General features: G+C 45.3%; 12 protein-coding genes and 1 tRNA gene. 7 read left to right on the top strand and 6 right to left on the bottom strand.

The genetic code is table 11. The annotated features are described in order from the left end of the window. The first annotated feature begins 21 nt into the window (after window positions 1-21). From AC5FX6_RS09325 to AC5FX6_RS09295, 7 genes are all read left to right on the top strand, one after another. Complete coding sequence (locus tag AC5FX6_RS09325; protein ID WP_493596777.1) at window positions 22-1068, top strand: FecR family protein; 1047 nt, start codon at window positions 22-24, stop codon at window positions 1066-1068. Between the two features lie 3 nt (window positions 1069-1071). Beyond that, window positions 1072-4365 carry a SusC/RagA family TonB-linked outer membrane protein gene (locus AC5FX6_RS09320; protein WP_493596776.1) on the top strand — a complete coding sequence of 1098 codons (3294 nt, stop codon included), beginning with the start codon at window positions 1072-1074 and terminating at the stop codon, window positions 4363-4365. 10 nt (window positions 4366-4375) lie between these two features. After that, the gene (locus AC5FX6_RS09315; protein ID WP_493596775.1) at window positions 4376-5809 is read left to right on the top strand and encodes a RagB/SusD family nutrient uptake outer membrane protein; all 1434 of its coding nucleotides are present in this window, start codon (window positions 4376-4378) and stop codon (window positions 5807-5809) included. A 43-nt stretch (window positions 5810-5852) separates the two neighbouring features. Beyond that, the gene (locus AC5FX6_RS09310) at window positions 5853-6779 is read left to right on the top strand and encodes a hypothetical protein (protein ID WP_493596774.1); all 927 of its coding nucleotides are present in this window, start codon (window positions 5853-5855) and stop codon (window positions 6777-6779) included. Window positions 6780-6784: 5 nt separating this feature from the next. Then, on the top strand, window positions 6785-7933 hold the full coding sequence (locus tag AC5FX6_RS09305; protein ID WP_493596773.1) for a cytochrome-c peroxidase: 1149 nt from the start codon (window positions 6785-6787) through the stop codon (window positions 7931-7933). Window positions 7934-8082: 149 nt separating this feature from the next. Beyond that, window positions 8083-8613: a Fe-S protein assembly co-chaperone HscB gene (hscB, locus tag AC5FX6_RS09300; RefSeq protein WP_493596772.1), complete on the top strand. Its 531-nt coding sequence runs from the start codon at window positions 8083-8085 to the stop codon at window positions 8611-8613. 23 nt (window positions 8614-8636) lie between these two features. Beyond that, a tRNA-Leu gene (locus tag AC5FX6_RS09295) sits at window positions 8637-8720 on the top strand. Window positions 8721-8895: 175 nt separating this feature from the next. On the opposite strand, the gene AC5FX6_RS09290 is transcribed toward AC5FX6_RS09295, so the two are convergent. From AC5FX6_RS09290 to AC5FX6_RS09265, 6 genes are all read right to left on the bottom strand, one after another. Beyond that, on the bottom strand, window positions 8896-9357 hold the full coding sequence (locus AC5FX6_RS09290) for a hypothetical protein (RefSeq protein WP_493596771.1): 462 nt from the start codon (window positions 9355-9357) through the stop codon (window positions 8896-8898). A gap of 90 nt (window positions 9358-9447) precedes the next feature. Then, the gene (locus tag AC5FX6_RS09285) at window positions 9448-10242 is read right to left on the bottom strand and encodes a DMP19 family protein (RefSeq protein WP_493596770.1); all 795 of its coding nucleotides are present in this window, start codon (window positions 10240-10242) and stop codon (window positions 9448-9450) included. A gap of 411 nt (window positions 10243-10653) precedes the next feature. Then, entirely contained in the window at window positions 10654-11499 is an 846-nt protein-coding gene (locus AC5FX6_RS09280) for a rolling circle replication-associated protein (protein WP_493596769.1), read from the bottom strand. Between the two features lie 285 nt (window positions 11500-11784). Then, window positions 11785-12108 (bottom strand): helix-turn-helix domain-containing protein, encoded by a 324-nt coding sequence (locus tag AC5FX6_RS09275; RefSeq protein ID WP_493596768.1) that lies wholly within the window; start codon window positions 12106-12108, stop codon window positions 11785-11787. A 65-nt stretch (window positions 12109-12173) separates the two neighbouring features. Beyond that, the gene (locus tag AC5FX6_RS09270) at window positions 12174-13124 is read right to left on the bottom strand and encodes a hypothetical protein (protein WP_493596767.1); all 951 of its coding nucleotides are present in this window, start codon (window positions 13122-13124) and stop codon (window positions 12174-12176) included. Then, on the bottom strand, window positions 13124-14350 hold the full coding sequence (locus AC5FX6_RS09265; protein WP_493596766.1) for a site-specific integrase: 1227 nt from the start codon (window positions 14348-14350) through the stop codon (window positions 13124-13126). Before AC5FX6_RS09265 ends, AC5FX6_RS09270 begins: the two co-directional genes overlap by 1 nt. Window positions 14351-14484: the final 134 nt, after the last annotated feature.

Raw genomic sequence — 14484 nt, 5'->3', positions numbered from 1 at the left:
CTTATAGCATTCCTGGATCAGATGGATTACACCCTTTACAAAGCAGAAGATTTTGCGGCAGACGAATCATTTGTCAGGTACTACCTCGGTACCGATCCGGACGCTATCGCCTTTTGGGAACGATGGATCAGCCTGCATCCGCATCTGTTGGACGAGGTCCTGACAGCAGAACATCTGATTGATTTGATGCAGGTACGCCTGCCGGAGGAGGAACTTCAGCAGGAAACACAGCGACTGAAGTCCTTCCTGAAGCAGCCTGAACAGACACCTGCCTCCCCATTCGGCAACGATAATTCTGAGGCTATACCTGCCGTTAAGCGGCGTGCTAACATAAGCCGTATGGCTATCGCGCTGAGTTGCTGCCTCGCACTGGCTTTCGGCTTTATCTTCTATTTCCAGACAAAAGACACACCATCACAACAAGCCCCGGTAGAATGGTTGTCTTCCTCAAACCCAGTGGGGCAGCGAAGCATTCTGGAGCTGAGCGACGGCTCTAAGATTACCCTGAACGCGGGGAGTACCCTGTCTTATCCGGAGACATTTAGCGATACGCTGCGGGAAGTGGTGCTGGAAGGAGAGGCCTATTTCGAGATTGCAAGCAACCCGGACAAGCCTTTTGTAGTGCGTTCTGGCAATCTGCTAACCACGGTGCTCGGTACCAAATTCAATGTGAAAGTGCTTCCGGATGCAGGGCAAATACAGGTGGCGCTGGTAGAGGGCAGCGTGAAAGTAACGGGACTTGAGCGGAAAGAGGGCGTGATGCTGGAGCCAAAGCAATTGCTGACTTATTCGGAGAAAGATCGCACGGTGACCACTTCTACATTTGATGAAGAAGAACTGTTAGCCTGGAAAGACGGTGTACTGCTGTTCCGCCATGCCTCCTTCGAGGAAGTGGCCGCCAAACTATACCAAACCTATGGAATCACACTACGCAACGAGAGCCAGCAGCAAAGCTGGAGTTACAGCGGCCAGTTTAAGCAGGCAGACTACCTGACAGTGGTTAAGAGTATCTGCTTTGCAAAACGCCTGACTTATGAAGTGAAACAGGATACCATCATTTTCAGATAAGATATGGGAGTTTTTACAGACCAACTACTCCGACTAAACAGATACTCGCTCATAGCAGGTATATGCTTTTGTGTGTTGCTTTGTCAGCCCGCCAATGCACAGGTGCGTGACTGGAAAAATGTGAACGTACAGGTTGCGGCAGAGGGTAAGCCGCTGCGCGACATAATAAAAGAACTGGAAAAGCAGGTCGGCTCGGAGTTCAGCTATGACGAGTCGGAGCTGAATCTGGACCAGCGAATCTCCTTTCGATTTGAAGGCTCCCTGCATCAGGCCTTTCAGGAGCTAGGCCGACTGGCTAGTCTTGATTTTTTGCAGACCTCCCAAGCCATTACCATCCGACACCGCAGAGCCACACTGAATGTGACAGATGCCCGCATGATCAATGGTATAGTATACGATCAACAGGACAAAAGCCCCCTTCCTGGTGTGACTGTGATCGTGAAAGGCACTAATAAGGCCACCATGACCAACATGAACGGAGAGTTCGCTTTTCGGTTGGTGAAAGAGAATATACCTGCCACAGTGCTCGAGTTCCGCTTTCTGGGCATGCGGCCAAAAGAGGTACTGGTCGGCAGCCAGAGCAAGTTTGAAGTTGGGTTAGAACAGGCAACTAACGCTATCCAGGAAGTAGTGGTAACAGGCGCCTACACCGGTGAGCGCCGCCGCGAAGAGGTGGTAGGCAGTATCAGCCAGCTGACCAGCCGTGAGCTGCAGGTAGACCGCCCGATCGAAAGCTTCGACAAAATGCTGGAGGGTATGGTGGCAGGTGTGCAGGTGGAGACAACCACGGAATTGAATAAACCTGTGAAGATCAACATTCGGGGTCAAAACTCGCTGACCAGTATTGCTGGTGGGAGATCTACTTCTACGCAGCCCCTTTTTGTGGTAGACGGCGTGCCCATGTATGAGCAGCAGAAAGGTGACGGAGCCGGCAACTTTAACAATGAAACTTTACTGAACCCGCTTTCCAATATTAACCCACAGGATATTGAGTCCATCTCAGTGCTGAAAGATGCGGCTGCGGCAGCACTCTACGGTGCCGATGCAGGCAATGGGGTCGTGATTATCACAACAAAAGCGGGTGTGGCAGGTAAGACCAAGATCAATGTCGATTACCGCTCAGGGGTGTCCATGTTCATCAACCAGTTTCACTACCTGAGCGGGCCGCAGTACCACGAGCTGCTCCGCGAAACCCTGATAAATAGCAACAGAACAGAAGCTCAAGCAAATTTGCTGGCAGGAAGCAGTACCATCGACACAGACTGGTTTAACCTGATTAACCGCAACGGCACCTATCACAGCACCAATTTCCAGATGTCGGGCGGTAAGGACGGTACCACCTTCCGGTTCTCCGGTGGTTACATGGATCAAAAGGCCAGCTCTATCGGGAACGATTTGCAGAAGCTAAACTTCCGTCTGCGCATCGACCATGCAATCAGTGACAAGCTGAAAGTGGGAGTGAACCTGAGCCCGTCTTTTAACTGGCAGAACGCGCTGAACAACTTTGGTGGCATTGTGCTTCCGCCAAACATTGAACCTTACGATAAGGATGGAAATTTCAACGAGTTCCTCAATGTGTCGAATCCCTTGGCAGAGCTTAGCCAAAACGAAAACTACCACGAAGGCATGGCCTTTACGGGCTCAACCAATGCACGCTACCAGTTAACGGACGCCATCAGCTTTTCCGGCACAATCGGTTCCGACTTTTATACCAACAGACAGACCCGCTTCGAGTCGGCGCGGAATGCCAGCGGGCGCACCGCTAACGGCAGGCTGAGAATATACGACAGAAAGAACATTGGCTGGATCGGATTTGTGCAGGGTATGTATGACAAGACATTTGTGGAAAGACATACCATAAACCTGCTGGCTGGCACGCAGGTGCAGGACCAAGCTACGAACCTGCTCTACGGGTCGGGCAGCAACTTTTCATTTGACAGGATTCGGGAGCTTAGACAGGCAGGGACCCGTGACGCTGCTTCTTCCAAAAACGAAAGCGCCACAGTGTCCTACTACTCACAGCTCGGCTATGACCTGGACAAAAAGTACTTCCTGAACGTGAATGTGCGCGCAGACAAGTCCTCCATGTTTGGCGGCGACAAGCAGGTGGCTATGAACGGTTCCGTCGGCCTGGGCTGGATCCTGACCAAAGAGTCTTTTCTGCAACCAAATAGTGTGCTGAATCACCTTCGCCTGCGCACCAGTTACGGCTCAACAGGCAACTCCCGTATCGGTTCTTATGCGGCACGCGGCCTGTACCACTTCCGTACTAACTACAACGGTAATACGGCCTCTCTGCCCGAAAACACAGGAGCACCGAATCCAGGTTTGGGATGGGAGACCTCGCTGAAATTTAACTTCGGCATGGATATGACCTTGCTGAACCGCATTAACATCACGGCGGAGGTATACCGCAATACGATTAAGGACCTGATCACTTCGGTGAATGTGCCGCTAGAAACTGGTTTCGATAAGATTTCGGCGAACACCGGTACCATGCAGAACCAAGGCTTCGAGCTGACCATCCATAGCGCCAATATCGAAACACCCGACCTGCGCTGGAACACGACACTGAACTTCGGCCTCAATCGCAACAAAATCACCGCCTTGAATTTGGCCTCTACGGGGATGTATTCAAGTGCTGACGATGCCGCTGTCACACGGGTGGGCATCAGCACGGGCAGCATCTGGGGATTTCAGTGGGCGGGTGTAGACCCGATGACCGGCGTAGAACTCTTTTATGACAACAATGGCAACATCATTAGCGCCGACCAAGCCCGAGCGCTAGCAATTACAGAAGGTACCGTGCTGGGCGACAGACTACCGAAGTTTGAGGGCGGTTTCATCAACTCTTTCGGGTATAAAAACCTGACCCTGACGGCCAATCTGGTTTACTCTTACGGCGCCAGTTTATTGGCCTCCTATACCAAGCATGCAGACGGCAGAAACCTCGACCATAGCAACCAGAGCGTGAACTTGCTCGACCGCTGGCAAAAAGAAGGTGACGTGACGAACATGCCGAAGCTGCAGGTCTCGAGCAAAATCTTGCGTAACTCGTCTCGTTACGTGCACGACCTGACTTACATCAAGCTTTCGAATGTGTCACTGGACTACCAACTGCCCGAGAAACTGACAAAAGCCGTGCGCTTGGACAGGGTTTCCATTTTCGCCAATGCCACCAACCTGCTGTACTGGTACCGCGAAGAGAGCCCGGAGGGCCGAAACGGAGTAGCGGAACTACGATTTACATATCCGGAGATGATGAATATGACCGGTGGTGTGAGAATAGGCTTTTAAATAGAGAATCATGAATCTGAGAAAATATACCCTGTTACTGCTTATACCTGCTTCCTTGTTCGTGCTTACCGGCTGCGAGGATATATTGGACAAAGAGCCGACGGACAAACTTTCGCTGGAGGAGACATTCAAAGATCTGGAGGGTGCCAAAACAGCTCTGCTGGGCAGTTACCGTTCGCTTGTACAGCTCGATCACTACCTGCACAAGATGATGGCCTACCCAGATTTGGCAGGAGGGAACATTAAGTATGGCCGTGAAAGGTTTTTACCGCTGGAAGACTTGTACAACTATGCGCAGACAGCCGAAGACGGCTCGATGAACAATACCTACAAGCAGCTATACATCACGTTGAACAACCTAAACAATGTGATCGAATACACGCCAAATGCACTGCACGGTACCCAACAGGCCAAAAACAGATTGATGGCTGAGGCGATGGCCTTGCGGGCGCTTCTTCACTTTGACCTTGTACGGCTGTACGCGCAACCTTATGGCTTTACGCCGGATGCCTCGCATCCGGGCATTGTGCTCAACCTGAAGCCCCGCCTGTATACCGACCCGCTGCCCAAGCGAGCCACTGTAGCCGAAACCTACGAGGCTATCACCAAAGACCTGACAGAGGCGATGGCGCTTTTTGACAACAGTACGGCAGTGTTCAGCGGTGGGAGCAGCAAAACTTATATGAGCAAAAACGCTGCGAAGGCGCTCCTGGCTAAGGTATACCTCTACAAAGGCGATTGGCAGCAGGCTTATAAACAGGCTGATGAGGTGATCAATTCCAGGCAGTATACCTTGCTAACAGCACAGCAATATATGGCCAGCTGGACAACGCGCACGCCAAGTTCCGAATCCATTTTTGAACTGGCACTGGAGACGAACTTCTCTGGTACCAGTCTGGGAAGTTTCTATGACCTGACCAGCGGCGAACTGGCCTACGCTGCAACTGAGGACCTGCTGACCACCTATTCCGAAACTGACATCCGAGGCCGCGGAAATCTGTACAACACCAAAGTAGTGTTAGGCAGCACTTATTACTTCACGAAGAAATACGCAACCGGCGGCACGGCCTCCACCAATATCAAAATACTCCGCCTCTCCGAGCTATACCTGATCCGGGCCGAAGCTGCCGCTGAGTTGGGCAGTTTGGAGCAGGCAAGCCAAGACCTGAACACCATTCGCTTGCGTGCGGATGCGGAGCTTATACCTGAAGAAGGGATGAACCAGTCTGCCTTGCGCGATGCCATCCTGCTGGAGCGGCGCAAAGAGCTGGCCTTCGAGGGCAACCTGTACTTTGACCTGCGCCGCCGCATGCTGCCCATCACCCGCACTGACTGCACGGCACAGGTATGCAGCTTGGAGCCAACAGACCGGCGGCTGGTGCTGCCGCTACCCAAAGCCACCACCGATGTGAACCCAGACTTAAAACAGAACGACGGATATTAACTGATACTTAAACCTAATCTTTACCACCTTTAAAAATTACATTATGATGAAAAGAATCAACTCCTTAGTGTTGCTACTTGCCGTTCTGTTCACGGCTACTTCATGCGAGAAAGAAGAAGGACCTGAGCCTGTCAAAAGTGTAGGTATAGCTTTTGCAAAAGATGGTGACGCGATTGACCTGAACACGGCCGAGCGCACCGTAACAGTTGAAATTTTAGTAAATGCCGATATCACAAAAGAAGAGCTGGAGCAGCGCCTGAAACTGAAGCACGACTCTGAGACAGCCAAAGAAGGTGTCGATTATAAGATCAAAAGCACTACATTCAGTGAGAATCCGCTGAAGGCGACACTGGAGATCGAAGTGTTGCCAAGCCTGGCCCGTGAAACGCAGGTAGTCGAAATCTCTTTTGACCAGAGCATGCAGCCGATCACACTGGGCGCAATCAGTACCTATACCTTGACCATCGAGCCATACTCACCGGTAAGAACCTGGCACAAAGATGAAGCTTACCACCAGCCAAGCGTTTACTTCGACAACAAGGAAACAGGCAAGTGGCAACTGGTAGGCGGGCACTTCTCAGTGGCCTCCGAAGACGATGCTGCCGTGATGGGCTTCGTAAACAATTATGTAGCCGAGAGTGGTGTGCCTTTGTTCAACATGCACAGAATCTACAGTGAAGAAATCGGATCAAGCAATGCCAAGACGGCCAAGATCAATGTAGACGAAGTACTGGAGTTTATACCTGCTGCAGCGGGTGCTAAGCGTGGTGTTGTGAAAGTGATTCCACAGGATGTAACCGTTACACGTTCTGACGCCTCCACTTTCAAAATCGGCATTAGCGGTCAGGGCACTTACGACGAAGAAACCGGCCTGATCGATCTGGTAGTCGACTTCAATGAAACAGCTATAGGTGGTCCTGCCAAAGTATCGCATACCTACAAACTGAGCAATGTAAGGCTCACACTGTAAGGCCTATGAAGAAATTCTCAAAAGTAATTCTACTGGGGTTGACGGTGATCTCGATGGCCACCGCTTCCTTCGTAGTGATCGACAAAGAACCTGCTTATACTCTGGAAGACCTGCGGCGCATCTACAGTGGCGGTGACCAGAGCAAGTGGCCGAAGCCTGACCTTGACCCGCAGGCGGCCAAGGGTTTTCAGGATATTGGAAAGCTGGGCGATATGGAGTACCCGGCCGAAAATCCTTACTCCAAAGAGAAGGAAGCGCTGGGCAAGATCCTGTTTTTTGATCCGCGCCTGTCACTGTCCAGGCAAATTGCCTGTGCCTCCTGCCACGACCCGGAACTGGGCTGGGGCGATGGTCGTCGCGTAGCCTACGGGCACGACCGCCAGACGGGCAAGCGCAACTCCATGACCATTCTGAATGTGGGTTACTACAAAACATTCTTCTGGGACGGCCGCTCGCCTAGCCTGGAGGATCAGGCACAGTTCCCGGTGAAAGACCCGGTAGAGATGGCCCAGAGTCTGGATGCCATGGTATCCAACATCAGCGAGATAGAAGGATATAGGCAGTACTTCAAAGAGGCTTTTGGCTCGGAAGAGGTGACGCTGGACCGCATCCAGAAGTCCATTGCGACCTTTGAGCGCTCCGTCACCAGCAAGAGCAGTCGTTTCGACTCTTTTGTGTCGGGCAACAGCAAGGCATTGAATGATCAGGAGCTGAAAGGCCTGCACCTGTTCCGCACCAAGGCCCGCTGCATCAACTGCCACAACACGCCGTTGTTTTCGGACAACCAGTTCCACAACGATGGCCAAACGCTGTACGGCTCCAAAATGGAGGACTTCGGCCGATATAACGTGACGAATAAGAAAGAAGATATCGGTGCTTTCAAGACGCCTTCGCTACGAGAAACGGCACTGACCGGCCCGTGGATGCACCACGGTAATTTCCCGTCGCTGAAGGATGTGGTGGAGTATTATAACTTGGGCAATCCGGCCCCGATCCAGCGGCACGTGCAGGTGGACGAAGCCATGCGCCCTGTCACCTCACCTATGCTGCGTAAGCTCAACCTTTCACTGGAGGAGCAACGTGACCTGGAGGCTTTCCTGGGTGCTATCAGTACCAGGACGCAGCGCGTGAACCCGCCAAAGCTGCCGATCTAGTAAAATAATGCTGTTTGTTTACTACAGCCGCCGTCATGCGCTCAGTATGTCTGCGGCTGTTTTTATCTGTAATAGCCAACTCCCCTAAACAATCCGTCCGCTTTTCCTGTACCTTTGCTAGGTATACCTGCTATTTGATTACTATGACTATGAATTACTTTGAGTTTTACCATATACCGGAGAGTTTCCAGCCAGACGAGAAGGCGATCAAGCGCCGTTACTATGAGCTGAGCCGGGAGTACCATCCGGACTTTTATGCCAACGAGGACCTGGGCACCCAACAGAAGATTCTGGAAATGTCTACGCTCAATACCAACGCTTATCGTACCCTGAGCGATCCGGATCTGCGCATGCAGTATATCCTGAAAGAGCACGGCTTGCTGGAAGAAGGAAAGAACGAACTGCCGGGTGATTTTCTGATGGAGATGATGGAGCTGAACGAGGAGCTGATGGAGCTGGAGTTCGATTTTGACGCTGCCAAACTGCATGAAATAGGGGAGAAGAGCACCGGAATTATGGCGCAACTCGAAAATGATGTTTTGCCGGTGCTGCAGCGATACCCTGAGCTTCATGGAGTTACCAAAGAAGAGGCCCTGCAGGAGGTAAAAACCTATTATCTGAAGAAAAAATATCTTTTGCGTATTCAGGAAACTTTATCTAAGTTTGCAGCACGATCCTGATAGTCGATCAGGAGTGAAGTAATGCCTTGGTGGCGGAATTGGTAGACGCGCTGGTCTCAAACACCTGTGAGGTTACACTCGTGCCGGTTCGACTCCGGCCCAAGGTACATTTAAATAATATAAACCCCTGTAAATTAAGCTTTTACAGGGGTTTATTGTTTTTAGGGGACGGTATAGGGGACGGAATGATTAAATATTATTGCATGTAACGCTCCTCGTGTAAAATGTGGGCAAGGCGCAACCGAAGCCTATATTATAAACTTTGTTGTGTGAAGAAGTTCTTTAAATTACTTCATTTTGTTCACATATTTGAATTAAACGCCCGTGTTTGTCAAACTCAAGAAAGTAGTAGTCAATTGATCTGTGTCTCCTATATGCTATGACTTCTACAAAGTAGCTTTCACCAATCTGTTTTCTGGGGAGAACGAATACTTTAATCCTATTTGACTTTTTCCTTATCTTTTTTACCTGAATATCTGACTTTGGAAACTGTAAAACTTTAGGTTGACCAATGGGTTGCGTAAGGACTGCTATTCTTTTTTCTTCATCCCATTGATTACATGTCATCAAAATTCCAGAGTAATCTATCGTATCAGTTTTTGTAGCAAACTCTGCTGTTTTAAGCTCTGGATACTTTTCAGTTATGATATTCTTAAAATAGTAATTTGCTGCCAGCTGCTCAAAGTTTGGTTCTGTTCCAAACGCAAATAGAGCAAATAGTAGATGTACAACTAACAGCTTCATTTCTTATTATATTATTTTACAACGTTACTGGTATATGAGGTGAGCGAGGCGCAGCCGAAGCTTTACTCATGTGCTGTGTTACCTGTTGTTTTATTTAATTTTTGCAAATTGGTGTATATTCTTTTCAATATAGTCAGCCATTTTTTTGAAGTGGTTTTTCTTAAACTCTTTATTATAGTAATAGTCTTCAATTCTCTCTGCTGAGGGAAGTTCTTTTTTCCCGTCCTGAAATGCTTGACACCTTTCTTCCCATTGTAAACTTTCATTCTCGAATATTTCCCTTGAAGATTTATATCCTTTAGAATTTTCAAGCAGTTCATCCAAGACCCGCCTGTAATCATTAGCTAACTTTTCTTCATCTAATTCCTCCCACACTTCGAGTGCTGAGAGAGCGTGTTGTGGTTTATTGAAAAAGAATTGGTAAACACCGCCATTGTCCGTATCACCGCCAAAGGCTAAGAATGACCAAAAAAGTTTTTGGCTTCTATTAAGCTTGGTCCATAGTTCTTCACTCGTCTGTGCATTCGACTTTTCTACGACATCATCGAAAAGTTTATACATATACTCGTACATCTTGTTATCATACACATCAAATTTATCCCAGCTATACTTTTGATTAAGTGAATCTAACCAACCTTGATTTATTTCTGCATAATAGATTAATTCGTTTTGGTTTCCTTGGTTTAAGCTGTACATAGTTGTTTTGCTATTGCTTTGACAAAAAGATTGAAGTGGTAAAGTAAACAGAAGAATAAATAAAGCTTTCATTTTGAATGACAGGTAACTACCGGCTAAACGTGAACATACGCTTATCTGCACTATGTATGGAAATGGTTTAGCCTGTTCTTCCGTCGTTTTATAGTACTTGCTAATATTAGAAACCATATTCTTATATAGGCTTATTTTTTAAATAAAGAAAAGAAAATTGGTTGTGGCACCTAATAAAGCTAATAATATGTACTTCTCCTATTTAGAAAGGTAGAAAACAGAAAAACCGGTGTTACCCGGTTATTCTATTAAAACTCTTCTGTCGTTAGTATTGCTGAATACTCCTCGCAGCTGGGACAGTAGAGAATAAAATCTATTGATTCCTGTATCCCTGTGCTATCCCAATGCAGCTGCTCCTCTTTCGGTAGGTCATCATATTCAAACTTATCTCTAGGCCTTCCGCATTTCCTGCAATTATTAAACTGCAATTCAAATAGCTCATGTATGCACATTGGATGTGCTATACTAGGCTTAAAATTGTTATTATGCTTGTTCTTCTTTTTTCTATTTCTTGATACTGGCATAACCTTATTGATTTAAGTTCTTCAATGTTTGTCTATTCTTGTTCTCGAGTCTGTCATAAAACCTTATCGTAGTTTTGTCTAGTGGTATAAGGTAAAGCGTACAGAACTCAAGTGGTACTTCCTTAATCTCATCTTGCTTTAGCCTCTGTAACCCCTCTAAAAAGTCGTAATCAGTGTAGAAGTCAGTATAGAGAGCCGAGATAGATTTAGAGCAATTCCATACTTGGCATTTAAATTCAGCTTTGTTCTTTGTGACATACTTAGTGAGATATACACCCACTTGTTTTGGGTTTTTGGTATCTACTTTCTTAACATCAAATGCAGAGGAGGCCTTGAAGCTTTCATCTCTGGGAACAATGCCGTTCCTCTTTTGTAGGTCAAGCCAGTAATTCCAAGTCTTCTGTATATCCCAGTACTTATTGGTGATCATGTGGAAGTGAATATTGTCAGGAAAGATTTTATTCTCTGTCTGTCTCTCAGCCACCCACAGATATTGGAAGTTTTTACTTCTCTTCTTTGTATTATCAATAAACTTCCTGAGTACCTTGATTGCTTGCTCATCAGTAACCTCATTTACAAAAGTGAGTGTAACAAATGTTAAGCGTTTATTGAGTCGGGAGAAAGCAAAGAGCTTCTTTCTGATTTTAGCTTTTGTCCGACCAGACATAACCCGAACCTTATCAGAAGAGTCTTTTTCCTCTTCCTGCTCAGGAGATTCTTTCTTTTTAGACTTGGGTTTAGTTTGCTTCTTTCTGTCCAGAGACGAGCCCGAATACTTAGTATAGAATAGCCTTTTGGTTAAAGTTGTGCCTAGCACAGCGCTGCAACCATACGTGTTCTTCACTAGCATGGAATCTGAATCGTTGCAGTATTATTAAAACCATAAAGGAGGGTGTAATGAAGGTTTAAAATACTAAAGGTTAAAAAAAAGGCAACGGTCAGAAAGTTTGGTATGTGCTGTTCCCTGTAGAAACGTCTGATGAAATTCCCGTTTCTTCTATCATACACATTCATGTATCTCCAAGAAGGGTGTTTCTTGTTTAAGAACAGGGAGAAGCCGTATAGCTTATGAACATAAGTCCATCGTTTAGGCTTTGTATCATCAGAGAAGAAAGCAATAACGGAGTAGTCATTCTTATGCGCCATGACGAGCTCCTTTCCTCTTTGTAGAGTAGTTTCTTTCCTGTAGTGCGCTCTCTATGTCAGAGGGCTTGTAACGCACATTAGAACCAATCTTATAAGATGATATGATACCTCTCTTTGTGTAGTCATTAAGAGTAGGCAGAGAGATTTGCAGAAGCTTGGCAGCCTCAACTCTTGTTAGGTATGTAGAATTGTCTTGTGAAGAATTACAAGCGCCTAATACCTTATAAACTGAACTTAGGTGTTCAGCAATTACCTCGATAAGCAGCTCCTTGAGTTGCTCAGTCGTTAATCCATTTAGGATGATCTGTGACATAATTTTTTGAATTATTATGCCACAAAAGAATCCTAACCCTCAGCGAGTAAGGGGTAATAAAGGGGTTACTTTCTTTCGTATTTTATTCTATCTTGCTCTATCTTAAGGTTTTCTAAATCTAGTTTCAATTCATCTGCTTTCTTATTTAACCCGATCTTACTGAAGTGCTTAATTAGGAAGTTCAGGTTACTCTCAGTCCAAATTTCATTACCAACTCTATCTCTATATAAATCTAGGAATGCTTCTTTTATTGTATTGGGGCTTCTATTTAGAAGAACTGATAAGAAAGTGTCTCTATCCTTCTGTTTCCAGTCATCAAAATGCTTTAGAATACCAGTAAAGCGAAGCATAAGAAGTTGTTGCTTAAGAGTTGTTTCCACACCTTTCTTAATGCTAGGATTTCCCTTCCTTCTTTCAATATGCTCTTTAAATTGAGCTATAGCACATCCATTATGAACAGCCACTAGAAAAGGAGTGACACTATTCATTAAAGAATACTCTACCTCATGACCTCTATAATAATAGTCATTGTAACCCCTCAGCCAAGCATCTTTTATGCTGTTACTATAATGTGTTTCGGGGGCAAAACCATGTTCTTTCTGATTGTTCTTTTCTATCAACTCATTAAGCTTTTTTAGTTCGTCATTTAAAATCTCTTTTGGCCTTACTGAGTCAATTATTTTCTCATCAATTCCTGTTTTCAGCTCATCTATATCCAATAACTTTTTGTTCCTTCTTATGAGATCCATTTCTTTGACCTCGCTTAAAATAAGTTTGTTAAGTGACTCAGTTTCGTTTCTATATGTAGTATGGAAGGACGGCTTAATATAGAACTCGTTTAGGTTTTGTTCAAAAGCAGTGTCAGCCTTATCCCAATAAGCTAACTCTGACCATAAAGAATATCTGAACCCGATTCTAGTACGCCAAAAGTTTATTCTTTCTTCTACTGTTTTAAGTGCCTTAAATTCAGTTTTAAACTGAGACAATTGCTCGGGAGTAAAGCTTATCTTATTCATTAATTAAAGAATGGGTGATTAATAAGTTTGTCTGCATTTTCTTCTTGAGATAAGCGAATGTACTTCATAAATGCTTTCTCTGTCTTATGGCCTGTTATTTTCATGATTGTAATAGCAGGTATGTCAGCCAAGTATAAATTAGTAGCAAAACTTCTTCTAGCAGTATGGGTTGAAACTAGCTCATGTTTAGCATATAGTTTCTGTTCTCTTTTACCGCCTCTTGTTATACTGATCAGAACTTTGTCATCAATCTTGGCAAGTTCAGCTACCTCCTTAATGTAATCATTCATTTTCTGGTTACTAATTGAAGTAGGTAGTACTCCATCATATTTATCATAAACCTGCTTTACAAACTTATGGACAGGAATAACAACAATTCCCCCTGTTTTCTGAGTTTTCACCCTTATCTGCTTATTATCTTTAATGAAGTTGTCTTTCCTAACATACTCCAAGTCGGAAAACCTTAGCCCAGTAAAACAGCCAACAATAAATAAGTCTCTTACTTTATCCAGCCTTTCATTTTTGGAGAGATCAAGTTCATATATCTTTTTAAGTTCATCTTGAGTCAGGTATATGGTATCGGCATGTTCTTCTACTACCTTAAATTTTTTATTTAAGTTTTCAAGATTCTTATTATACCCTCTATCAGTTGCTTCATTCATAAAGGCTTTGATGTTTCTAATAAATCCTGCTATACTGTTTATAGAAAAGCCTCTGCCTTGTAAATACTTAGTAAATTCAGAATAGAAATTGAGGTTTATGTCATCAAAGTCTAAAGGCTTTCTAGTAGCGCTTCTAAAATCATTAAGCTTAACAAGGGCCTGTTTATAGTTCCTAACAGTGTTAGGCTTTTTCGAGGTAGTACGGATTAATTCCTCAATAAACTTAATCAAGCTCACTGCTTTTACTTCCTCTTCCTCATCAAGTAGCTCTTTAATCAAGCCTTCTTTCAGGTTTGCGACAGTAGGAACAACCTTATCATTTATAAGCCTTCTATAAACAGTTCTAATAGCTGATTCACAGTTATCCAGACGAGCATTGAACTCGGGATAATCTGAAAATTGCTTTGTTTCTTTTGCCCTCTGCTTATCTGGATTCCAGAACTTGGGAAGAATCTTCTCACTTGTAGAAAACTTAAGCCTCTTATTGTTGAACCGAAAGAGTAGATATACAAGTGTTTCTTCTTTAGAATTAGGTTCTTTCAGAACGAATGCTGTGCTAGCCATAGGAAGAATTTTATGACTCCAATATAGCTAAAAATTCTACTGATTGAAAAGTGGGGGACGGGTTAGGGGACGGTTTTTGTTGATTTATCTTAATTTATCTTAATCTATTTTAACTCTAAAAAGTGCGTTTAAAT

The sequence above is a fragment of the Pontibacter sp. LHS2 genome (genome assembly GCF_058932845.1).
The sequence above is the reverse complement of the archived record's forward strand: the minus strand, read 5'-3'. Positions and strand labels throughout refer to the sequence as shown.

What these genes read in the sequence shown, in the direction of transcription:
- AC5FX6_RS09325 (WP_493596777.1), top strand. Translation starts at nt 22, where the DNA reads ATGGATTACACCCTTTACAAAGCAGAAGATTTTGCGGCAGACGAATCA.
- AC5FX6_RS09320 (WP_493596776.1), top strand. Translation starts at nt 1,072, where the DNA reads ATGGGAGTTTTTACAGACCAACTACTCCGACTAAACAGATACTCGCTC.
- AC5FX6_RS09315 (WP_493596775.1), top strand. Translation starts at nt 4,376, where the DNA reads ATGAATCTGAGAAAATATACCCTGTTACTGCTTATACCTGCTTCCTTG.
- AC5FX6_RS09310 (WP_493596774.1), top strand. Translation starts at nt 5,853, where the DNA reads ATGATGAAAAGAATCAACTCCTTAGTGTTGCTACTTGCCGTTCTGTTC.
- AC5FX6_RS09305 (WP_493596773.1), top strand. Translation starts at nt 6,785, where the DNA reads ATGAAGAAATTCTCAAAAGTAATTCTACTGGGGTTGACGGTGATCTCG.
- hscB (WP_493596772.1), top strand. Translation starts at nt 8,083, where the DNA reads ATGAATTACTTTGAGTTTTACCATATACCGGAGAGTTTCCAGCCAGAC.
- AC5FX6_RS09290 (WP_493596771.1), bottom strand. Translation starts at nt 9,357, where the DNA reads ATGAAGCTGTTAGTTGTACATCTACTATTTGCTCTATTTGCGTTTGGA.
- AC5FX6_RS09285 (WP_493596770.1), bottom strand. Translation starts at nt 10,242, where the DNA reads ATGGTTTCTAATATTAGCAAGTACTATAAAACGACGGAAGAACAGGCT.
- AC5FX6_RS09280 (WP_493596769.1), bottom strand. Translation starts at nt 11,499, where the DNA reads ATGCTAGTGAAGAACACGTATGGTTGCAGCGCTGTGCTAGGCACAACT.
- AC5FX6_RS09275 (WP_493596768.1), bottom strand. Translation starts at nt 12,108, where the DNA reads ATGTCACAGATCATCCTAAATGGATTAACGACTGAGCAACTCAAGGAG.
- AC5FX6_RS09270 (WP_493596767.1), bottom strand. Translation starts at nt 13,124, where the DNA reads ATGAATAAGATAAGCTTTACTCCCGAGCAATTGTCTCAGTTTAAAACT.
- AC5FX6_RS09265 (WP_493596766.1), bottom strand. Translation starts at nt 14,350, where the DNA reads ATGGCTAGCACAGCATTCGTTCTGAAAGAACCTAATTCTAAAGAAGAA.